The organism is Pedobacter quisquiliarum (genome assembly GCF_014642175.1).
Classification (GTDB): domain Bacteria; phylum Bacteroidota; class Bacteroidia; order Sphingobacteriales; family Sphingobacteriaceae; genus Pedobacter; species Pedobacter quisquiliarum.
Window position 1 is genome coordinate 66,333 of the sequence record NZ_BMIL01000010.1, and the last position, 21,581, is coordinate 87,913.

The window sequence follows — 21,581 nt, forward strand, 5'->3', positions numbered from 1 at the left end:
TTAGCGCTAAATGACTGCAGATAAGAACAGCGGCTATCGTAAGAACTTTTCACTGATCATAACCTTTCTTATTCTGATCTCTGTTTTCTTCGTGCTGTCTTTGTTCCTCGCGTACAACTTCAGTAAAAAGTTCATCGAAAACGAGTTTGTCTCCGAGAAGGTGAATGTGCTCGAAGCCAGTATTACGCCATACAACGAGTTTTTTCAGAATAAGCTTCCGGAAGTTTCTTACTACAACGGGTACCTGGATTCGGCAACCACATCCAGATTTGTAGATACGCTTTTGCTGCAGTATCCCTTCGTATCCCGCGTTGTCTTTTACGACACCGAAGTATCCACCATTCCCGTTCGTGATGGTCTGAACATCGGCCATTTTACCATGGGTCCCAAGTACGTGTACCAATTCGGCAGCCTCGTACCGATGGATTCGGTGAAGTTGTTCGCTAAAAACGATCCTTCAACAGCCATGCGCGGCGATGAGTTCAACACGCTCGGCATTAAGCTCATCAACTACATCGAGAACCTAGATACCGCCAGAGCGCCTACTGCAGATGAACTTTTCAGCAACTTCAGTGTGGTACGCTCCAACAAAATCACCTACCTGAACATCCCGCGGTTCGAAGACCTGAAAGTCTACAAGCAGATGATGCAACGCAAGCTCAGCACATCCCCGGTTTACCAGCAGGACATGCTGACTTTTTACCTGGATCCCAGCAAGATCAAGATCATCAATGCCAACCCCAAGCTTTACCAGAACATCCGGATTGAACCGCTAACCTACGATCCACTGGATACCTCCTCGCAGTTCGTGACCACAGAAATCACACTACCAGGGCCCTTTTCAGACTACAAGCTGTACTTCATCTCCGCACAGTCCTTTGTCGACAAAGCCATATTCCGGTACTTCCTGCCGATTGCAATCGTCCTCATGGTCTTCTATGGCGTCCTGGTGCTTGTCGGTTTCCTTATTTACCGCAACCTGAACATCAACCAGAAGCTCTATAAGCTGCAATACGATTTTGTGAACAACCTTACCCACGAGTTTAAAACACCGGTGAGCGTAATCAAGATCGCCGGAAATAACATCAGGAGCGCCGCGGCACTCACAGAGCGGGAACAGAAGATGTACGGACGTATTCTCGACGAAGAAGCGGACAAGCTAAATGGTTTGATGAACAAGTTATTAGCCTTTACCCAGATCGAAAACAAAGCCATTCAGCTGAACCAGGAAAAGGTGAACATCGTCGATTTCATCGAAAGTACCATAGAGTCCCATCAGCTAAAACACCCGGACTTCCATTTTACCTACGAAGTAAGTGGTTTTAAGAACTTTACCACCGACCCGGTGTTACTAGGAAGCCTGTTCGACAATCTTGCGGAGAACGCTTATAAGTATTCTTCTCCAGACCAGAAGTATCTGCATGTAAGTGCCAGACATATTAAGGGCAAAATCGTGTTCCGCTTCACGGATAAGGGAATTGGTATTCCTGCTCCGGAAATAAATAATATCTTTAAAAAGTTTTACCGCGTCCAGAACCAGTATAATCAAAATGGAAGCGTAGGGCTGGGGTTGGCGTTCTGCAAAGAACTGATCACTTTGATGAAAGGGGAGATCAGCGTAAAAAGCAAAGTCAACAAGGGTACAGAGTTTAAAATTATACTACCATATAACGAATAATAACATGTCTAAAGGGGTTAAAATACTTATAGTTGAAGATGATGAAAACCTGCGTTTCTTAGTCGTTCACCGCTTAAAAGCTGAAGGCTATGACGTACTGGAAGTTGGTGATGGGGAAACTGCTGAAAGAACCATCCTGACCGAAAAACCGGATATTGTGTTGTTAGACTGGATGCTTCCTGGCAAGCAGGGTTCTGAAGTATGTGAAAGTGTACGTCAGCAGGGCTTTGAAGGCTTGATCATCATGATGACGGCCAAAGCGCAGGATGTGGATAAAATTGACGCTTACAACTTCGGGGTTTCAGATTATGTAAGTAAGCCATTCAATATGGATGTGCTTGTTGCCATGCTGGAAAGCAAAGTGAAGTTCCTGATTAATAATGATCGCTCAGAAATCCACCGTTTTGGTGATATGGAGCATCATCCAAACATCCACACCTTGTACCGTCAGGGTAAAAAGATTGAACTGACAATCCTGGAAAACAGGATTTTGTTATACTTCCTCCGGAACCCGAACAAGGTTATCAATCGCGATGCGCTGATGCTGGAAGTTTGGGGTTACAATTCTGATGTAAACACCCGTACCCTGGATATGCACATCGTAAGGCTCCGGAAGAAGATTGAGCTGAACCCGGATAATCCGCAGCTCCTGTTAACTGTAAGGGGCGTAGGCTACCGTTTTAACGGCGCCTAAGCTCTTTTTAAAGTGAAGATGGTAATCTCCGGCAGAATACCAACTCTGCCGGGATAGCCAAGAAAACCATAGCCTACGTTCACGTACAGCTGCTGATTGTTTTCCTGATACAATCCCGCCCATTCTTTATAAATGTATTGCACGGGGCTCCACTGCATGTTCTCCGTACGTACACCGAACTGCATACCATGCGTGTGCCCGCTAAACATCGCGTCAATCTGCGGATATTCTGTGAGCACCTGATTCCGCCAGTGGGAAGGATCATGCGAAAGCAGGAGTTTTACCGGCAAGTCGTCCGTGTCCTTTACCGCCAGATCCATGCGGCCATACTTTGGAAAGCGGCCCATACCCCAGTTCTCAATACCCAGAACACCGATCTCTTCTCCGTCAACTTTAATCCTGCGGTTTTCATTCATCAGCAGATCCCAGCCCATCAGTTCATGTGTTTTAATTACATCCTGAAGGTTTTTAGCCTTTGCGGGGGAGGCACCTTTACCAAAGTGGTAATCGCCATAATCATGGTTACCCAAGCAAGAGTATACCCCCAACGGCGCTTTTATTCTTGAAAAGCTATCCTGATAATCGCGCATTTCCGAAGCCATATCGTTCACCAGGTCGCCGGTAAAGAAGATCATGTCCGGCTTTTCGCCGAGCAGCATATCAATCCCGCCGTTTACCGCTTTTTTATTGTAGAAACTACCGGAGTGCACATCGGTGATCTGACCCAGAGTCATGCCGTCAAATGCCTTCGGTAAGTTCGGTAAATACAAATCTCGGCGGCGCACCTGGTAGTCGTATGCGCCAGAAACAATGCCCCAGCTCAATGAGGTTAATGGTACAGCAGCGGCAACAAGCCCCGCCTTAACCAGGAATTCAGAACGTGGAATCGCATCCCCTGGCAACGGTTCACGCGGACCAGATGCCTGCTTCCTGCGAAAAATCTTAATCACAGATCTGCGCAGATCATCTACCAGCAGGAAAGGCAGCATCACAAACTTGCTTCCGCAGGTTAGAAAGAAGGCCACCAAAATGATTGCGCGTAAAGTAAGGAACAAGTTCAAGAATATCCCGGCAAATACCCCTGCAATCAACAGCAGACTGTATGTCCACCATGCGATGCCGAAGATCTTACGGGTACTGGGCTTCCAGTTCTTGAAAACGGAAAGCACCGCCTTGTAGAAGTAAAAGTCAAACGCAATCAGAAGTAAACACAGGGGGATGAGTACAGCTATTCTCCCCATATTATTTGAAATCTAAATCTTCATCATCATCCATATCCACGTTGAACAGGCTATCGAACATGTCTGAAAATCCGAAGCCATTCGCAAGGAAATCCTTATTCAACTGCGAGTATTCCGCTAAGCCGTGTAAAACAAACTCCATCATCAACAGCGTCTGGTTTGCACTAAGCTTCGGATGTAAGGTTTTTACAAGATCCTGAAGCCCGTTCACCTTCATCAACTCTCTTTTATACTGCGCCGTCGTTAAAACATCGGACAGGTCGCAGGTGCCACCTTCAGAGAACCACTCCGAAATCGGCGCGTATGGATTCACTTTCTTGCTCTTTTTGGCTTTCTCCGGATCTGGGAAGTAGCGCGTAAACAAGGTACGGATGGATTTCCCGATCAGCGTATTTGCTACGTTTGCCGGACCTTCCAACTCGCCTTCATAAACCAGCTCGATTTTTCCGGTTACTGCCGGAATGATGCCGGTGAAGTCAGATATACGCGCAAAGGTGCTCTTCTCATGACTGATCAACATGCGGCGCTCAGCCGTGCTCACCAGATTTTCATAAGCAGAAATGGTTAACCTTGCCGATACACCGGATTTCTGATCGATGAATTCACTGCGACGTGCCTCAAAGGCTACCTGTTCTACCAGGTCCTTCAATAAGCCATCAACTTCAATCAGGCGCTGCTCCGGCGTTAACTTCGCTTCCTGGAAAGTGATCTTTCTGGAGATCGCAATGCTTTTCGGATAGTGGGTCAGAATCTGACTTTCGATCCTATCCTTCAAAGGCGTTACAATCGAACCCCTGTTGGTATAATCTTCCGGGTTGGCGGTAAATACAAACTGTACATCAAGTGGCAGGCGCAACTTAAAGCCCCTGATCTGGATGTCTTTTTCCTGTAGCATGTTAAACAAGGCCACCTGAATTCTTGCTTGTAAATCCGGTAATTCATTGATCACGAAGATGCTACGGTGCGCGCGCGGGATTAATCCAAAGTGGATAACGCGTTCATCGTTATAGGTAAGCTTAAGTGTTGCAGCCTTAATCGGATCCACATCACCGATCAAATCGGCAACGGTAACATCCGGCGTCGCCAGCTTTTCTGTATAACGATCCGAGCGGTGTTGCCACTCAATCGGGGTGTCATCACCCTTTTCCGCGATCAGGTCGCGTGCATATAGTGATATAGGATTCAAGGGATCGTCGTAGATCTCGCTACCACTTACATAAGGGATATATTCATCAAGCAGGTTCACCATCAGACGCGCAATACGTGTTTTTGCTTGTCCGCGTAAACCCAGCAACAGGATGTTGTGGCGCGATAAAATTGCTGTCTGTAGTTCTGGAATAACGGTTTCATCATAGCCCAGAACGCCTTCAAAGCCGACTTCTTTATTCTGCAGCTGTGTGATCAGGTTCTTGCGTAATTCATCTTTGACCGAGCGCGATTGGTAGTTTGTGGCCTTCAACTGGCCGAGCGTTGTTATAGATTCGTGATTCATGTGGTCAGGTTCTTATCGGAATGTTTTTCTTCGATTTTTAATGTAGTCTTCAAATATATATTCTCCTAGTCCGTTCAGCGAGCTGTAAAAAGCTTTCCCGCCGTTGGTTTCGGTAAATTCACGCACAAATTCCTGTAGGTAAGGATCTTTTGCAATCATGAAGGTTGTAATTGGAATTTGCAGGCGCTTACACTGTGCAGCCATGTTCAGCGTCTTGTTGATCACCTTGCGATCAAGCCCCATGCTGTTCTTGTAGTAGCGGCCATTTTCTTTCAGACAGGTTGGCTTACCATCCGTAATCATGAAAATCTGCTTGTTATGCGTTTTTCTTCTCCGCAGGATGTCTGTCGCCAGTTCCAATCCGGCGTAAGTATTGGTATGGTACGGCCCCACTTGCAGGTAAGGCAAATCCTTCACGGTAATGGGCCAGGCATCATTCCCAAAAACAACAATATCCAGCGTATCTTTAGGATAGCGCGTGCGGATCAGCTCGGAAAGTGCCATTGCAACCTTCTTCGCCGGGGTTATCCGGTCCTCACCATAAAGAATCATGGAGTGCGAAATGTCGATCATCAGCACAGTAGAAGTTAAAGTCTTGTAGTCCTTTTCCTCTACTTCGAGATCCCGTTCTGTGAGCGTGAAGTTGCCAATGCCGTGGTTAATCTGGGCATTCTGAATGGAAGCAGTCATGTCGATCTGATCCAGGCTGTCACCAAAAGCAAACTCCCTGCGATCTGCGTTCTTTTCTTCGCCCAATCCAGAAACGTTGCTGTTGTGGTTGCCCTTTCCAGCTTTCTTCAGCTTGCCAAATATCTCTTCCAGTGCCGACTTGCGGATGGTTTGTTCAGTTTTTGCGGTAATGCTTATGGCGCCGGAGGGATCTTCCTTAATGTAACCTTTCTCTTTAAGTTCATCAATGAAATCACCCATGCCGTATTGATTGCTGGTTAAGTTGTATTTCTTATCCAGCTCATTCATCCATGCTAATGTTTCGCCAGGATCGCCGGCGGTATAGTTAAGCAATTGGGTGAATAACTTTAGAAGTTCGTCGAAGCCACCTTTTTCTGGCGGACCTCCGGGAACGAAGTCGGAAAAATGATATCCTCTCATGGTAAAACAAACGAAGTTTCTAAGGTAAAAGTTTGTAATCGCTATATAATAAGAACCTTGTCATATTTATGTTGCCACAAACAGAAATATCCTGGCAAAAAGTACTGATAATGCGTACCTTGAATCGCAATAGAACCATTTACAAATGAAAAAACTACTCCTTTTCGCAACCGTGCTCTTATGGTTTGCAGGAACAGCCAGAAGTCAGGACAAAGAAGCAATTTTAAAGGTGCTGCACACGCAGGAACAAGCCTGGAATGCGGGTGATGTTGACCGCTTTATGGAAGGCTACCTTAAGAGCGATTCGCTGATGTTTGTGGGCAGTAGTGGTCCCACTTACGGCTATGAAACGGTGAAAGCCAATTACAAGAAAAACTATCCTGGTAAAGCAGGTATGGGAAAGCTGACTTTCAACATCAAGAAAGTGGAGCTCTTGTCAGGAGATACAGCCTTTGTGATGGGTGCCTTTCACTTAAAGAGAGATCAGGATGAGCCAAAGGGCCATTTCACCCTGATCTTTAAAAAGTTCCAAGACGGCTGGAAGATCATTTCAGATCACAGCAGTTAAGCCTTCGGCGCAATTAACGCGGCAGATTTCTGGCTAGTGCCCGTTCTGCGCGCTTTATTGCCAGCTTTTCGCGCCATCTTGCATATGGTGCTTTAAAGATCATCTTGATCACGCTGTCGATTCCCCCTTTAACCACAAGGTTGGCCACGCTTTGTGCTTTTCGCTTGATCGATTTATCCCAGGCACGCAGGCTCAGCGAGAAGGAACCGTCCACATAGCGCATCCAGTGCCACATGCCGCTCGGCATGAACAGGGTGTCGCCATGTTCCAGAAACAATTCATAGCCTTCTACGCCTTCCAGAGCAGGAAACTTGCTGATATCCGGGTTGCTTACATCATAATCTTCCAGCGCATAAGTCGCATTCGGAATGCAGTACAGGCGTTCCTTCCATTTGTTCTCAAAGAGGATCACATGCTTCCGCCCCCCGAAGTGCGTATGGAATATATGTGCAAGATCAATATCGTAGTGTAGGAAGGTAACCGATTTCGAACCCCCAAAGAACATGGTGGGCATACTTTCAATGAAGCCGCCGGTCAGATCTTTTGGGATCACCACGTCATCAACCATGCTTGGTGCATGTTTGAACAGGTTGAAAAGAAATATCCGGAGTTCTGTAGGTTTGGATTTAATCAAGTCAAGATAGTCGCCAAACTTCATGGTGGCTACAGAAGCGTTAATCGGCTTGGAAGGATCTGCCTTGGAGTTATCCATCAGGTTTACGGTAACGTCCCCTGCTATGGATTTCAGGTATTCGGTCGTCCACTTTTCCCGTGCCGGCCATGATTTGGTAAGTCCTTTTATAATCAGTGGCTTGCCTGCTTGCAGATAATTCTTCTTGAATTCCGCCGGACTGATTTGTTCAACCGTATCAACAGGCTTAAGTTTAAAGCTCATATTTTAAAACTTGTGTGTGCAGGCAAAGTTAACTTAAAAATAAATTCCCATAAAGATTGAATTGTCGCTGTAAAAACATGATCATAGGGGCGCAGCAAACAGCAGCTTTACAAGGTCTCCACAGGGGGTTCACAGGGGGCATACAGGGGGTTAACAGGGCCAAGGCCTTGTCAACTCCTTTTGGGCACCTTGCCGGCTGCTCGTCCACCCATGGTCTGGCTGGTGGATGCTTCCATTTTCCTGTTTTCTTATTGTTCAGGAAAGCTTTATCTTTAAGCATGACGAACATGGTGTTTAACGATCCGCAGCTTGCAGAATTCCTCAGCAGGAAATCTGCGCATAGTAAGCTGTTGTTGGCACATCTGGTTAGTGCCTTCGATGAGATCGGGGAGGTACATGTGCATGCAACGAAAACCATGGTTGGTTTCCGCCGCAGGCGCAACTTTGCCTACATCATTCAGTTTGGTAAAGGATTTATCGATTTCCTGCTGCCCTTTAAGGAGCCCTTTGAAGATAATTTATGCTTTCGGAAGATCAGCCAGCTGCCCGGGGAACAGACTTATAATCACCACATCCGGATCATGGCCGCTGAAGACATCAATGAAGAAGTCCGCTTTTACATGCAGAAAGCCTACGGGTTGGCCGACTAGGTCACTTTTGCTTTGCGGATGTATTTCGAAAAGCGCTCAGGCAGTAAGCGCTTGAAAAGCACGCCTTTCACTTCTTTACCGCCGATGTAAACTTCTTCCTTCTTCTTGGTGATGGCATTTACAATTTCGCCCGCGCACAGTTCGGGCGACATGCCGTTTGCCTGTGCTTCATCCATGCTACCCTGTGGCGTGCCATCTGCCGTTAATGCATTGATGGTGACGTTGGTTTTGATGTAACCAGGACAAGCGATGGTGATGTTAATGTTTTTATCGAATACTTCAGAACGCAGGGAATCAAAATAGCCATGTAGTGCATGTTTAGAAGCGGCATATCCGGCGCGCAGTTTCGTGCCGAACTTGCCGACAAGGCTGCTGATGCAAACGATGTGACCACCACCCTGGGCAATCATGGTCGGCAGGACCGCTTTGCTTAAAGCAACCGAGCCCCAGAAGTTTACGCGCATGATTTTCTCTTCCGTTTGCAGGCTGGTATCTAGAACGAAGCTCCGCTGACTGATCCCACCGCTGTTGATGAGCAGGTCGATGCGTCCGAAGATGCGGATGGCATCTGCAGCTTTCTGCGGCAGTGTTTCGGTTTGCTCCAGGTCGAAGGATAGTACGTGTACCAGCGCGGGGTTTTTACAGGCCATCTTTACGCGGAACAGCTCATCGCGGTTGCGGGAAGAGATGATCAGCTTTGCGCCTTGAGCGCTATAGTTATAAGCAAGTGCTTCTCCGATTCCGGAGGATGCGCCAGTGATCCAAACAACAGAATTCTTCATGTCTTTCAAAAGGATTATAAATGATCTTCCGGGATCAAAAATAACTCGGAAGCAATGTAATCAGCAAAATACTTGCCGTCGTGCGTAAGTTTTAACGTGTCACCTTCAACTTGCAACCAATTGCGCTCCATAAAAGGTTTAATGTTTTTCATGGTGTCTTGCAGGTAAGCAGGGCCGTATTGCGAGCTGATCTTGTTGAAGTCTACGCCCCACATGGTGCGCAGGGAAGTCATCATATACTCATTGAAGCGATCGTACTGGTCCAGTTCTTCGACGGTTTCGGCAAGTTTACCATCGCTTAGCGCCGTTAAGTATTGGGCATTGTTGGCGATGTTCAGGTAACGGTTGGTGCCGTCGAAGCCATGTGCCGAAGGGCCGATGCCGAGGTAAGGTACACCACGCCAGTAGTTGGTATTGTGTACGGCATATTTTCCAGGCTTGGCGAAGTTGGAGATCTCGTAATGTTCAAATCCGCCGGTAGTGGTTTTATTGATCAGCATTTCAAACTGATCCGCACTTTGTTCATCATTCAAGGGCACCTGTTTACCACGCTTAATGGCACTGGCCAGTGCTGTTCTGGGTTCAACGGTTAGGGAGTAGGCAGAGAGGTGTGGGCTTTCCAGCTCCAGTGCTTTCTGAATGTTCTTTTGCCACTTCTCATTTGTGAGTAAAGGATAACCGTAGATCAGGTCGATGCTCAGGTTTTCAAAGCCAGCATCCTGGCTGCGTTTCACGCAGGTTTCGGCTTCAGTGGCATTGTGGGCACGGTTCATCCAGATCAGGTCTTCATTGAAGAAGGACTGGATCCCAATGCTGAAACGATTCACCGGTAATGCGCGGAGTTCCATGATCTTTTTGGTATCCAGATCATCTGGGTTTGCTTCCAGCGTGATTTCTGCATCACTTGCAACGGAGAAATGTTGGGTAATGGTGTTGAAGATTTTGTGGAGCGCAGGCGCGGTGAGTACCGAGGGGGTTCCACCGCCGAAATAAATGCTTCCGATTTGCTGTCCGGCGAGCCGATCTTTTTTCATCAGCAGCTCTGCACAGATAGCGTCGACCATCTCATCCATGTATTTCATGGAAGTGGAAAAGTGGAAGTCGCAGTAGGTACAAGCTTTTTTACAGAAAGGGATATGGATGTAGATTCCGGCCATTGCGCAAAGGTAGTGGCAATTACGGCGATTTTGGTAATCAGGCGGTCAGTGTTCTGAACATATCCTGCAGAAGTGTTCATTTTAAGGACTGATATCTTTCATTTGTTCATTTTTCTGAAATAAATGAACATATAGATGTTTTGTGTTCATCAATATTCTCTATATTAGCAATATGTCCAGTAATTTAGATGAACCTGAACAAATGGCTTACGATAGATCCAAACCCTTTAATGAACTACCACTCTTACCGCCCCAGAAGGCGGTTGAAGAAGATATAGATGTGCTAAAAAAGCTGGTTACCGCTGCCCGTGCCCTTGCGAGCACAAACTCAAATATTCACAGGCTGCCGAATCCAACCATGCTGGTGAATACCATTGCTTTACGAGAGGCGCAGACCTCTACTGCAATTGAGAACATTTTTACTACGGAAGATGAGCTCTACAAAGCGGTTTCTGAAACCGTACGAGAAGAGCATATGACGCCAGGAACAAAGGAGGTGCTTCGATATCGTGAGGCACTATGGGAGGGGTTTAATTTAATCAAAGAGAACGGGAAGATTGATATGGATTGTATACTCCGTACGTTTAGGCAGATTAAAGATTCAACAGCAGGACTTAGACCACCACAAACCTTGACTGTAATCAGGAGGGGCCAAAGCGAATTCCGGTCGGGTGAAATCATATACACGCCTCCCAGGGGCGAAGGGGTCATAGAGGCAAAATTGGATAATATGATTTCGTATCTTAATGATGATGGAAAGTATCCAACAGACCCGCTTCTGAAAATGTGCATTGCACATTACCAGTTTGAGGCAATACACCCTTTTTCTGATGGCAATGGCCGGACAGGGCGAATCCTAAACTTATTATATCTTGTTGATAAAGGGCTACTTGAGCAGCCGGTCTTGTATCTCTCTAAGTACATCATGGTTCATAAAGATGATTATTATCATCATTTAAGTGGTGTAACACAAAGGGGATCCTGGAAGCCCTGGATTCTATATATGTTGGAAGCGGTTGAAAAAACCGCAGAACTCACCAATCAGTTGGTTATAAGTATCATCAATCAAATGGAGGCGACCTTAGCTCATGGGAGGTCTAAAATAAAGTGGTATAACAAGGAAGTAAATGAGTTAATTTTCAGCCAGCCCTACATCAGGCCAAAACTTGTTGGAGATCTTCTGGGCGTCACATCCAGGACCACCTTGACGAAATATTTCGGAGAACTTGTAGAAGCTGGCATACTTGGGTACGCCAAAGACGGCAGAGACGTGTATTACATCAATAACGATTTGATTCAAATTTTAAGGGGATAGCACATCATTAATTCATATTTTCGCGCCCATAAAAAATTGAAGAATCTCAAGTACTACATCGCTGCGATTGTCGCATTTTCCGTTTGGGGCTCCTTCAGTCTGGTCTTAAAACCGCTGCATGACTACGCCTCTTTGGACATCCTGTTTTACCGGGTATTTAGTTGTGCGCTGATCATGACCCTTTTCTCGCTGCTCTTTAAGCGGCAGACGATTAAAGAAAATTTAAGCTTGTTTAAGGCTTTGAGCAAAAAGAACCAGCGGCAAATGATTGGTTTAAATACCGCCAGCAGCCTTTTCTTAACGGTAAACTGGTTTTCTTTCATCTATGTCATGAACCATGTTAGTGTGCGCGCAACGTCAGTAGCCTATCTGGTATGTCCAATTCTAACCACCTTGTTGGCCTTTTTCATATTGCACGAGAAACTAAGCCGGATACAGTGGCTTTCTGTCGCGCTGAGTTGTATTGGCTGTTTGCTTTTATCGTACGCCAATATGATAGACATGTTATTCAGCGCCATTGTCGGGTTTAGCTATGCATGCTATCTGGTGAATCAAACGAAGAACAGTGGTTTTGACAGGTTTCTGGTGCTTAACTTTCATATACTACTTTCAGCATTGCTATTGCTTCCTTTTTACCCTGCCTTTTCGGGATCAGTACCATCAGATTTGAAGTTCTACGTGTACGTGGAAATCATCGCTGTTGGATACACCATCCTCCCTTTGCTGCTCAATTTATATGCATTAACGCGGATCAGTTCGTCAACAGTTGGTATGCTCCTGAATATCAATCCAATTATTGCCTTTGCATTAGCCGGATTGGTGTACCATGAACCGTTGGGCACAATCCAGTTGATCGCTTATGGATTGATATTTCTAGCCGTTGTGGTGTTTAATTTGAAGAAGTCCTAATTATCTATAGTCTTCTGGAAAGTCTTGTTCTTGTAAACCGTGCCTTTCAGTAGTTGTTCTACGCCATAAGTGGTCAGGTGATTCTGGTCAAACATATAGGGCACATGCTGCGGCGATACCTTCGCAAAATAATCCTGACGGAAAAGGTCGATGTACTTGTCTTTTAAGCCAGCTTTCAGATAAGCATTGATCTCTGCTGTTTCTTCGTCAAGATAGTTTTCACTGTTTTTAATGCCATATTCATTTTCCCGCGCAGCAATGGTGGAGTAATCAATCCTGTAGGTTTCTGTTTGTCCGAGGACAACTGATTTGATACCCATCTTATCCAGGTGAGCAATGGTGCCCTGAATATCTTTAAGCAATTGTTCTTTCCCATGTGGATTATCAACCCAGTTGGCACTTAGAATAACACTTTCGATCTCGCCGGCATGTTGCGGCAACATCTCGTCATATATGAAGTTTAGCAAATCGGCACATTTACCAGGTCCAGGTCCATCCGGGGTCTTTAGCGGCAGACAACTCGACGCAGAAGCATGGCCGAGGTTTACGCCTTTAGGTACAAAATGCTTTCTTAAAGCCTGATAGAATTGTGCAGCATGGCTATCACCAAGTAGTAAGACGTTCTTTTGTCCTTTCTGAAAAGGCAGACATTTGTTCTTGTTGTAAGTCTCCAGTCCTGTTGAAACGGACCGGATAAAGCAGGAATCAACCTCAAACTGCTTGGCATGTGCTGCTCGATTTATCGCCTCGTAGTCTGCAATGAGCACGGTATTGTTCTTGAAAATAATAGGATTAACGTAGCTTAAAGAAGCAATGAATGCAAGTGCAGCAAAACCACCGGTTGTGGCAACAATGTACCTGTTTTTGCTGATCTCGAAAGATTCTATGTAGCGATATGACAAGTAGCCCAATACAATGGAGAGCAGGATGCCCAGAACGGCGTATAAAGGGGTAGCGGGTGCGCCCAGATAGTTTCCAATAACGAACACCGGCCAATGCCATAGGTAAAGCGAGTAGGAGATCTTCCCGAAGAATTGTACGATACCAGACTTCAGAAACTTAAAGTCGTTGATGTTGGCTACAATAATCACATAGGTTGCGGCTACTGGAATTAGGGTGTAGAAGCCCGGCCATTTCATGCTTTTGTGAAGGAAAACCATACCGACCAATAAGACCAAAAAGCCCACGGTGGATAGCAGTTTCCGGCGGCGGGCACTTAGGTTCGTTTGGGTCAAAAATGCTAGTCCGCCAGCCAACATTTCCCAGGATCGGGATGGTAACAGGTAAAAGGACATGTTCGGTCTATATCGGGTAACCAGCAATGCACCGGCAAAGATCACAACAATAGCAATCAGGCAGAGGTTGAAATATTTTCTGCGATCGTTTTTAAGGTACTTGTTTACCACGATTAATGCCAGTGGTAGCAGCAGATAGAACTGCCACTCTACAGAGAGCGACCAGGTATGCAAGAATATGTTGTTGTCTGCGGAATTGCCGAAGTAACTGCCGGTAAGTGCGTACACGAAATTGGAGATAAAGAGTAAACTGCCGGCGCCATTTTTGGCAACTTCCTGATAATCATCAGGCATATAGGTAAAGAAGCAAAACCCCAGCACAACGATAATCATGAAAGTTAAGGCGGGTATGATGCGCTGAATTCGCTTGTTGTAAAAGGTCGCTAACGAGAACTGTTCCCGCGCCAGGCCATCCAGAATGATCTTTGTCATCAGGTACCCCGAGATCACATAAAATACATCCACACCGGAAAAGCCACCCTGCGTAAAAGGCACGTTGAAATGGTAGAACAGCACAGAAATTACGGCGAGTGCCCGTAGTGCGTTGATGTCGTATCTGAAGCCTGGTTTTATTATCATTAAGTTATTTTAGTGTGAACAAATTGAACTCTTTAAACTCTTAATTTATGTAGTTCGTACCCAAGAACGTCATGTTGTGTGGTATTTAGTGAAAAAGTGGGGTGTATTTCCCGGGTTCTCGGCCCGGCAATAATCTGAAGAATAGCTACTTTTGCAGGGCAAACTATGCCTGAACAAGATCCCCTGTACCCTGAAATTAATAACCTTAAGTCCAGCTTACTGGCTCAAACGGCATGGCAGCTTCCGCTTACGGATAAGCAGCCGGAGGGGAAGCAGCGGATTTTAGTCTTACGCAAGCACAAGTATTACACCCACTTTGTAGCAGAGCTCTACGAAGCGGCTGTTGGCAGCAATGGTAAACTGAAAAATCCACTGGTGCTTATTGATCCGCTTGACTTTATCTGGAAGGTCAATGACCCGGAGGCGCTAAAGTTTTATGCGGCCATCGCGCGGCTGCGCACTAGCTATGATGCGGAACACACAGCAGCTGATATGGAAGGATTGCGGGCGCTGGTAAAGAATCCGCTGCAACTGGAGGTCTATTACCATGATCCGGAAAAATCCGCCAATGTTAACATCCGCTCCATTGTAAAGGTTAGCCTTGGCATGTATCAGCTCGACCTGCGGTTGGAGGTGGTGCTTAGAAACGCTTTTTATGAGATTACGGCGCGACTGTATATCGGTGAAAAGGCATATCAGCTGGATTTGCTGAACTTCAAGTTTCAATACTTTGTGCTTTACAACGGGGTCATGCAGCTGATTGACAACCTTGCTTACCTGCAGGTCATTGAAGTATTTAGAAGAAATAACAACAGGCTTTACTTCCCCGAGGCGGCTTACGATGAGTTTCAGCGCACGATCCTCTCCAAGCTGGAAGGCAAGGTGAAAATTCATTATGCCTACCTGAAGCCGGCCACGAAAAAGCAGTTGGCCGAAAACAACTTCAATACAGAGAATGAGCAGCTGATCTACCTCTCTGATTCTGGAGACTATGTGTTGATTACCCCTGTTATCCGTTACGGCAATGTAGAGGTGCCGGTACTTTCACAACAGCAGATCTATGCGCTGGATAGCACGGGCATACCTTTTACCGTGCAGCGGGATCAGGCGCTTGAAGATAACTTTATCCGAATGCTGCGCCATCAGCATCCCTTGTTTTTAGAGCAGGATGCACAGGAGTGCTATTACCTGCACAAAAAGCGTTTTTTAGATGAAGGTTGGTTCCTGGGGGCTTTCGACTACTGGCAACAGCAGGAAATAAGGGTGCTTGGGTTCAATGACTTAGCCGACAATAAGCTGAACCCGAATGCGGCTAAGATTTCTATTGAAGTGATATCCGGGCTCGACTGGTTCGAAACTGGTGTGAAAATTACATACGGTAAGCAGCGGGTAAGTCTTAAACACCTGGCTAAAGCTTTGCGCAACAAGAGTAAGTTTGTAGAGCTGGGCGATGGTACGATGGGGGTTTTACCTGAAGAATGGATCGCGAAGCTATCGGCCTATCTTGAAGCGGGGACAGTGGTCGAGGAAGTGGTTCGAACGCCAAAGGTGAACCTGATGAGCATTGACGCGCTATATGACGATGAAATGCTGACGGCTCCAGTGCGGTTGGAACTTAAAAACTTCCGCGCCAAACTTGAGAACTTCAACGTGATTGGGCAGGTGCCAGTGCCGGAGGACTTCCTTGGTGAGCTGCGGCACTACCAGCAGGAAGGCCTTAACTGGTTGAACTTCCTGGATTCGTTTGGATTTGGAGGTTGCCTGGCGGATGATATGGGACTGGGTAAGACCATTCAGGTCATTGCCTTTTTGCTGCTGCAGAAGCAGAAAACAGCTGCTCCGAGCATGATTATCGTCCCTGCTACGCTGATCTTCAACTGGCAATCGGAGATCCGTAAGTTTGCACCCGCTCTGCGTGTGCATACCGTCTATGGTGCAGACCGCGACAAACACGTTGATGAATTTGACCAGTATGATGTGGTGTTAAGTTTTTATGGCACCATCCTGCAAGATGTACGTCACCTAAAGCATTACCGGTTCAACTATATATTTCTTGATGAGTCACAGACCATAAAGAACCCAAATTCGCAAAGGTACCGCGCCATTGCGCTATTAAAATCGCGCAGTAAGGTCATGCTCACGGGTACGCCATTGGAGAACAACACCTTCGATCTTTATGCGCAGTTTTCGCTCGCCTGCCCGGGATTACTGGGTACACGCCAACATTTCAAAGATCAGTACGTGATGCCGATCGACAAGTTTAATGATACGCGAAAGGCGGCGGAGCTTCAAAAGCTCATACGGCCGTTTTTACTGCGCAGGACGAAGAAGCAGGTGGCGACAGAGCTGCCGGAGAAAACGGAGATGGTGATATACTGCGAGATGGGCGAGGAGCAGCGCAAGGTGTACGACTCCTACAAGCAGGAGTATAGAAATTACCTGATGTCGCAGAAGTCGGACGAACTTGCCGGGCAGACCATGCATATACTCAAGGGCATGACGCTGTTGCGGCAGATTTGCAACGCCCCTGCGCTGATCAGTGCTGACCGGTATTTTGGAAACGCCTCGGCGAAGCTCGATACGCTGATGGAGGAAATAGAAGGCAAATCGGGTGAGCATAAAATCCTCGTGTTTTCTTCCTTCGTGGGCATGCTGGATCTGGTACGCACCGCATTGCAGCAGCGGAAAATTGCTTATAGCTACTTAACCGGGCAGACTACGAAACGCGAAGCGGAAGTGAAGCGCTTTACGGGTAATGCTGAGGTCCGGGTATTCCTGATCAGTCTTAAAGCCGGAGGTGCCGGGCTGAACCTGACGGAGGCCGATTATGTGTACCTTATTGATCCCTGGTGGAATCCAGCAGCAGAGCAGCAGGCGATCGACCGTGTTTACCGGATCGGACAGCAAAAACATGTTGTGGCTGTGCGGCTCATCTGTCCGGATACGATTGAAGATAAGATCATGCAGTTGCAGCAAAGGAAGCAGCGCCTGGTTGAAGACCTGATTAAAACAGAGGGGAATCTACTGAAAACCTTAAGCAAGGCTGAATTATTAGAATTGTTCAGTTAATAGAGATTAAAAATTAAATTTGTACGATGTTCAAATCCGTCCTGGCTATATTATTCTTTTTTGCATTTGCTGGAAATGTAGCCATGGCACAGGTTGAACCACCCGTTCAAACCTTGCAAGCAGATAGTACGGTAAGGGCGGAAAGGGTTATGCCGAAGCGCTATAGGGACTCGGCAACGATTGCCAGACAGCAATTTGTAAGCGATTCCATCAGACGGCACACCTGGTTGCTTCCAGATTCCTTGCTGGATAGATACATGATTATCGACAGCATCCTAAAGGCCAATGTGCGCGTTTTGAAAAAGGGTGAGGCTTGGTACGATCTCCCTGGGAAAGGTAAAGCAGAGAGTTTTTATAAGATTGGCAGGCCAGTGCCGAAAGGGGAGCCCTGGGTGCTTGGATTTATCCTATTCCTGCTGCTGCTGTTCGGGATCCTGCGGATTTCATTTCATAAACAACTGGGAGATATTATACAGGCTTTCTACAGTAACCGGGTGCTGAACAATCTTTATAAGGAAGATAACCTGTTTACATCCTGGCCATTTTTGTTCCTATTTATTCAGTTCGGCTTCACTCTGGGCATGTTTTTATACCTGATTTCACAGTATTACCAAATTTCATATGGTGCTGGAGGATTGCAGTTCTTTGTAACGATTTCCGTGATGATTGTGGTACTGTATGCGCTTAAAATTTTCATTTTAAGAGGGCTTGGACATTTATTCAGCATTCAAAAGCTGGTGCATGAATACATAACTGTGCTATACCTCAGCTACTTCAACATCTCTTTGATCTTCATTCCACTGGTTGTGGCCTTCGCACTGGCGCCTTTGCGGTATGGTATGTACTTTATCTCCACGGCAGCCATGTTGTTGACTGTAATATTTTTTTTTCAGTTTATCCGCGCCGGGTATAACATTTTATCAAACAATCGTTTTTCTAAAGTCTATTTATTTTTGTACTTTTGTGCCCTTGAAATTTGCCCTATATTAATAGTAATCAAGGCAATTGGACTATAAGGACAACCAAATACACATGCAAGAAAACAGAGAAGATCGGTTACGCAAAGTAAAGAGCATTTTGATCACTTTGCCGAAACCTGAGACAGATAAATCTCCTTATTTTGATTTAGCCAAAAAGTACAACGTAAAGATTGATTTCAGATCTTTTATTCATGTTGAAGGCGTTCCCGCTAAGGATTTTAGAAAAGACAAGATTAACCTGGGCGATTTCACTGCGGTTGTATTTACAAGCAGAAATGCAGTAGATCACTTCTTCAGAGTCTGCGAAGAAATGAGATATGATGTGCCGGCTGATTTGAAGTACTTCTGTATCTCCGAATCTACCGCTTTATACCTTCAGAAATACATCCAATACCGTAAACGTAAAATCTTCTTTGGCAAGCAGACTGCATCGGATTTGGCGGAAGTGTTGAAGAAACATGCTTCAGAAAAGTTCCTTTACCCTTGCTCTGACGTGGCAACGGAAGATACGATGAACTTCCTGCAGAAGAATGGTTACGATTTCACACCTGCTGTATTGTTTAAAACAGTTGTGAGTGACCTGTCGGATTTAGCCGAAGTTTTCTATGATATCATTGGCTTTTTCAGTCCATCAAGTATACAATCGTTGTTCACGAATTTCCCAGAATTTAAACAGAATAATACACGTATTGCCGCATTTGGCGTCAACACGCATCGTGCTGTAACTGAGGCGGGTTTAATTGTGGACATCGCTGCGCCAAGTCCGGAAGCACCTTCCATGATCATGGCCATCGAAAACTACATCAAGAAATCCAATAAATAAGCTTCTTTTTGGCAGGTTGTTTGTGTTGTTGCTTTTTGATAAAAAGATTTGTTAAGTTTGATAAGATATACCGACTGTAATAAATCAATATTTAGATCTACCCTTCAGTAACATATGAAAAAACTATACGCTGGTTTTATTATTTTAACCATGCTAATGAGCAGCTGCGGAAAAGGTGGCCAGGGCGAGTTGGTAGGGGTTTACAATAAGAATTTCAAAAACAACCGTGTCCCGCTAGGAATGGTTTACGTACCACCCGGCCGTACGCTGATCGGCGGGTCGGACGAAGACATTACCGGAAGTCAGGCGCCGGCAAGCAGAATGACCTCCTTCAGTGCGTTCTACATGGACGAGACGGAGATCACCAATGCCGAGTATCGCCAGTTTGTGAACTACGTTCGCGACTCCGTAGCCATTACAAGCTTAGGCCCCGCTGGTGCGCCAGACCTGTATATGCCAGCACCAACCGGTGAAGGCGTTAATGCAAACGGTCAGCGTAACATCAACTGGAAAAAGGTAGGTGACGGTTCCCGCTTGTGGAGCAGCAAAAACGGTGGTTATGCCAGCAAACTTGCTGACATGTATTACACCGGAGATGATGCGCTATTTGGCAGGGCAGAGCTTGACGTAAGGAAGTTCCGCTACTCTTACAAAGTCGTAAACATGGACCTTGCTGCGAAAGCGAAGAATAATCCTGATGCAAAGCGTAGTGACTTTATTGAAAGTTATGTAGATGCACCTGACCCGAACAAGCCGAATGAATTCCCTTCAATAAGCGTTTACCCGGATACTTTAGTTTGGAAAACGGACTACTCTTACTCACAGAATGATCCGATGGTAATCGGTTATTTCAATCACCCTTCATATGATGAATATCCTGTTGTAGGGGTGACCTGGGAACAGGCAAATGCATTTTGTGTATGGCGTACCCGTCTGTTTCAGTCGGTTGCTGCAGAACGTAAACAGCCTTACAATTCACGATTGAGCTATAGCTTACCTACAGAAGCGCAGTTTGAATACGCTGCAAGAGGTGGTAACGTTAAAACCAAATACCCTTGGGGTGGTCCTTACATCCGCAATGCGAAAGGATGTATGCAGGCAAACTTCAAAGTGGGTCGCGGTAACTACTCCGACGATGGTGGTTTATATACTGTGAATGTACACTCTTATTTCCCGAACGACTATGGCTTGTATAACATGGCTGGAAACGTGTCGGAATGGACGCTGACAGCTTACAATAAGTCTGCCGGTACCATGCTTCTGGATTTCAACCCGAACTATACTTATGTTGCAAGACCAGAAGACAACAAGTACTTAAAACGCAAGGTGGTTAGAGGTGGTTCATGGAAAGACATCGGCTTTTTCCTGCAGAACTCTGTAGGTACTTATGAGTACCAGGATAACGCAACATCTTACATCGGCTTCAGATGTGTGGTTTCTTATGCAGGAACGGACATCAACTACAAGTAAAAACACATAACAACACGAAAACTTACCATCTAGAACAAGAACATGGCAGCAAAGAGAAAATTTGATTGGTTACATACGGCAATTTCATTGGGAGCCAGTATCGTAATTTTAGGCGCATTATTTAAAATCCTTCACATTGGGGGTGTTTGGGGAAATTATATGATTGGTTTAGGACTTGGCGTTGAAGCTTTCCTATTTGCCTTGACTGCGTTTTTCCCACCTACTCCGGAGCCCGCTTGGGAGCGTGTATACCCAGAATTGAATCCAGAGTTTACGGGTGAGTTACCTAAAGCTTCTGCAAGAGCAGTAAACGTACCTCAAAGTGCGCCTACGACTGCAGCCTTGGATAACATGCTGAGAAATGCAAACGTTGGTCCTGATCTTATCGAGAGCCTTGGTAATGGTCTTCGTACTTTCGGCGACAAGGTAGCTGCAATTTCAAACGTTGCGGATGCTTCTTCAGCAACAACTGAATACACCAACAAGATTAAGTCTGCAACCGCGAGCTTTGATAGCCTGAATACAGCATTCGATAAAGCGACGGCGCAATTGGTTGAAATGGGACAAAGTACTGGCGAAGCCAGAGCTTACCATGATCAGGTGAACAAATTAGCAAAGAACCTTTCTGCATTGAACGCGGTGTATGAATTGGAACTTCAGGATTCAAGCGCACACTTGAAATCGATGAACACGTTCTATCAGAACCTTTCAAGCACCATGCATAACTTCAACGAGTCTATGGAAGATTCAAGAATGTTTAAAGACGAAGTAGCGAAACTTGCAAAAAACTTAGCTTCATTAAATGCGATTTATGGCAATATGCTGTCTGCTATGAACCAGCCACGTGTATAATTAGTCCCTAATTATTAATTAA

Annotated in this window: 18 protein-coding genes; 11 read left to right on the forward strand and 7 right to left on the reverse strand. The window is 45.8% G+C overall.

Translation table 11 applies throughout. The annotated features are described in order from the left end of the window. Window positions 1–10: 10 nt before the first annotated feature. Entirely contained in the window at window positions 11–1,678 is a 1,668-nt protein-coding gene (locus IEW69_RS14320) for a sensor histidine kinase (protein ID WP_188627562.1), read from the forward strand. 4 nt (window positions 1,679–1,682) lie between these two features. Next, window positions 1,683–2,372, forward strand: coding sequence for a response regulator transcription factor (locus IEW69_RS14325; RefSeq protein WP_188627563.1), 690 nt, complete (start codon window positions 1,683–1,685; stop codon window positions 2,370–2,372). On the opposite strand, the gene IEW69_RS14330 is transcribed toward IEW69_RS14325, so the two are convergent. From IEW69_RS14330 to IEW69_RS14340, 3 genes are read right to left on the reverse strand one after another with little or no spacing between them, the layout of a single operon-like run. Then, window positions 2,369–3,613, reverse strand: a complete 1,245-nt coding sequence (locus IEW69_RS14330) for a metallophosphoesterase (RefSeq protein ID WP_188627564.1) — start codon at window positions 3,611–3,613, stop codon at window positions 2,369–2,371. The two genes, IEW69_RS14325 and IEW69_RS14330, sit on opposite strands and share 4 nt — an antisense overlap. Window position 3,614: 1 nt before the next feature. Then, window positions 3,615–5,105 (reverse strand): sigma 54-interacting transcriptional regulator, encoded by a 1,491-nt coding sequence (locus IEW69_RS14335; protein ID WP_188627565.1) that lies wholly within the window; start codon window positions 5,103–5,105, stop codon window positions 3,615–3,617. 12 nt (window positions 5,106–5,117) lie between these two features. Then, entirely contained in the window at window positions 5,118–6,215 is a 1,098-nt protein-coding gene (locus tag IEW69_RS14340; protein WP_188627566.1) for a vWA domain-containing protein, read from the reverse strand. Between the two features lie 145 nt (window positions 6,216–6,360). Here IEW69_RS14340 and IEW69_RS14345 point away from each other — a divergent pair, with 145 nt between their 5' ends. Then, a complete protein-coding gene (locus IEW69_RS14345) occupies window positions 6,361–6,783 on the forward strand; it encodes a YybH family protein (protein ID WP_188627567.1) in 423 nt (140 codons plus the stop codon). A gap of 13 nt (window positions 6,784–6,796) precedes the next feature. Here IEW69_RS14345 and IEW69_RS14350 read toward each other — a convergent pair whose 3' ends face one another. Then, on the reverse strand, window positions 6,797–7,678 hold the full coding sequence (locus IEW69_RS14350) for a cupin-like domain-containing protein (protein ID WP_188627568.1): 882 nt from the start codon (window positions 7,676–7,678) through the stop codon (window positions 6,797–6,799). 167 nt (window positions 7,679–7,845) lie between these two features. Between IEW69_RS14350 and IEW69_RS14355 the strand changes: the two genes are divergently transcribed. Further along, a complete protein-coding gene (locus IEW69_RS14355) occupies window positions 7,846–8,328 on the forward strand; it encodes a DUF5655 domain-containing protein (RefSeq protein ID WP_188627569.1) in 483 nt (160 codons plus the stop codon). On the opposite strand, the gene IEW69_RS14360 is transcribed toward IEW69_RS14355, so the two are convergent. Beyond that, window positions 8,325–9,110: an SDR family oxidoreductase gene (locus IEW69_RS14360; protein WP_188627570.1), complete on the reverse strand. Its 786-nt coding sequence runs from the start codon at window positions 9,108–9,110 to the stop codon at window positions 8,325–8,327. The genes IEW69_RS14355 and IEW69_RS14360 overlap by 4 nt on opposite strands. A gap of 14 nt (window positions 9,111–9,124) precedes the next feature. Continuing rightward, entirely contained in the window at window positions 9,125–10,267 is a 1,143-nt protein-coding gene (gene hemW, locus IEW69_RS14365; RefSeq protein WP_188627571.1) for a radical SAM family heme chaperone HemW, read from the reverse strand. A gap of 172 nt (window positions 10,268–10,439) precedes the next feature. On the opposite strand from hemW, the gene IEW69_RS14370 reads away from it, so the two are divergent. Further along, on the forward strand, window positions 10,440–11,582 hold the full coding sequence (locus IEW69_RS14370; RefSeq protein WP_188627572.1) for a Fic family protein: 1,143 nt from the start codon (window positions 10,440–10,442) through the stop codon (window positions 11,580–11,582). A gap of 36 nt (window positions 11,583–11,618) precedes the next feature. Next, window positions 11,619–12,491 carry an EamA family transporter gene (locus IEW69_RS14375; protein WP_188627573.1) on the forward strand — a complete coding sequence of 291 codons (873 nt, stop codon included), beginning with the start codon at window positions 11,619–11,621 and terminating at the stop codon, window positions 12,489–12,491. Here IEW69_RS14375 and IEW69_RS14380 read toward each other — a convergent pair. Beyond that, window positions 12,488–14,365 (reverse strand): acyltransferase family protein, encoded by a 1,878-nt coding sequence (locus IEW69_RS14380; protein ID WP_188627574.1) that lies wholly within the window; start codon window positions 14,363–14,365, stop codon window positions 12,488–12,490. The genes IEW69_RS14375 and IEW69_RS14380 overlap by 4 nt on opposite strands. A 165-nt stretch (window positions 14,366–14,530) precedes the next feature. Between IEW69_RS14380 and IEW69_RS14385 the strand changes: the two genes are divergently transcribed. The 5 genes from IEW69_RS14385 to porL all read left to right on the forward strand — a co-directional run bounded on the left by IEW69_RS14385 (window position 14,531) and on the right by porL (window position 21,559). Next, complete coding sequence (locus IEW69_RS14385; RefSeq protein WP_188627575.1) at window positions 14,531–17,434, forward strand: DEAD/DEAH box helicase; 2,904 nt, start codon at window positions 14,531–14,533, stop codon at window positions 17,432–17,434. A gap of 26 nt (window positions 17,435–17,460) precedes the next feature. Next, window positions 17,461–18,450: a DUF4271 domain-containing protein gene (locus IEW69_RS14390; RefSeq protein WP_229663631.1), complete on the forward strand. Its 990-nt coding sequence runs from the start codon at window positions 17,461–17,463 to the stop codon at window positions 18,448–18,450. Between the two features lie 16 nt (window positions 18,451–18,466). Then, window positions 18,467–19,237, forward strand: coding sequence for a uroporphyrinogen-III synthase (locus tag IEW69_RS14395; RefSeq protein ID WP_188627576.1), 771 nt, complete (start codon window positions 18,467–18,469; stop codon window positions 19,235–19,237). 114 nt (window positions 19,238–19,351) lie between these two features. Beyond that, window positions 19,352–20,707, forward strand: a complete 1,356-nt coding sequence (porK, locus tag IEW69_RS14400) for a T9SS ring complex lipoprotein PorK/GldK (RefSeq protein ID WP_188627577.1) — start codon at window positions 19,352–19,354, stop codon at window positions 20,705–20,707. Window positions 20,708–20,749: 42 nt separating this feature from the next. Then, window positions 20,750–21,559 carry a type IX secretion system motor protein PorL/GldL gene (porL, locus tag IEW69_RS14405; protein WP_188627578.1) on the forward strand — a complete coding sequence of 270 codons (810 nt, stop codon included), beginning with the start codon at window positions 20,750–20,752 and terminating at the stop codon, window positions 21,557–21,559. The last annotated feature ends 22 nt before the right edge of the window (window positions 21,560–21,581 follow it).

What these genes read in the sequence shown, in the direction of transcription:
- IEW69_RS14320 (WP_188627562.1), top strand. Translation starts at nt 11, where the DNA reads ATGACTGCAGATAAGAACAGCGGCTATCGTAAGAACTTTTCACTGATC.
- IEW69_RS14325 (WP_188627563.1), top strand. Translation starts at nt 1,683, where the DNA reads ATGTCTAAAGGGGTTAAAATACTTATAGTTGAAGATGATGAAAACCTG.
- IEW69_RS14330 (WP_188627564.1), bottom strand. Translation starts at nt 3,613, where the DNA reads ATGGGGAGAATAGCTGTACTCATCCCCCTGTGTTTACTTCTGATTGCG.
- IEW69_RS14335 (WP_188627565.1), bottom strand. Translation starts at nt 5,105, where the DNA reads ATGAATCACGAATCTATAACAACGCTCGGCCAGTTGAAGGCCACAAAC.
- IEW69_RS14340 (WP_188627566.1), bottom strand. Translation starts at nt 6,215, where the DNA reads ATGAGAGGATATCATTTTTCCGACTTCGTTCCCGGAGGTCCGCCAGAA.
- IEW69_RS14345 (WP_188627567.1), top strand. Translation starts at nt 6,361, where the DNA reads ATGAAAAAACTACTCCTTTTCGCAACCGTGCTCTTATGGTTTGCAGGA.
- IEW69_RS14350 (WP_188627568.1), bottom strand. Translation starts at nt 7,678, where the DNA reads ATGAGCTTTAAACTTAAGCCTGTTGATACGGTTGAACAAATCAGTCCG.
- IEW69_RS14360 (WP_188627570.1), bottom strand. Translation starts at nt 9,110, where the DNA reads ATGAAGAATTCTGTTGTTTGGATCACTGGCGCATCCTCCGGAATCGGA.
- hemW (WP_188627571.1), bottom strand. Translation starts at nt 10,267, where the DNA reads ATGGCCGGAATCTACATCCATATCCCTTTCTGTAAAAAAGCTTGTACC.
- IEW69_RS14370 (WP_188627572.1), top strand. Translation starts at nt 10,440, where the DNA reads ATGTCCAGTAATTTAGATGAACCTGAACAAATGGCTTACGATAGATCC.
- IEW69_RS14380 (WP_188627574.1), bottom strand. Translation starts at nt 14,365, where the DNA reads ATGATAATAAAACCAGGCTTCAGATACGACATCAACGCACTACGGGCA.
- IEW69_RS14385 (WP_188627575.1), top strand. Translation starts at nt 14,531, where the DNA reads ATGCCTGAACAAGATCCCCTGTACCCTGAAATTAATAACCTTAAGTCC.
- IEW69_RS14390 (WP_229663631.1), top strand. Translation starts at nt 17,461, where the DNA reads ATGTTCAAATCCGTCCTGGCTATATTATTCTTTTTTGCATTTGCTGGA.
- IEW69_RS14395 (WP_188627576.1), top strand. Translation starts at nt 18,467, where the DNA reads ATGCAAGAAAACAGAGAAGATCGGTTACGCAAAGTAAAGAGCATTTTG.
- porK (WP_188627577.1), top strand. Translation starts at nt 19,352, where the DNA reads ATGAAAAAACTATACGCTGGTTTTATTATTTTAACCATGCTAATGAGC.
- porL (WP_188627578.1), top strand. Translation starts at nt 20,750, where the DNA reads ATGGCAGCAAAGAGAAAATTTGATTGGTTACATACGGCAATTTCATTG.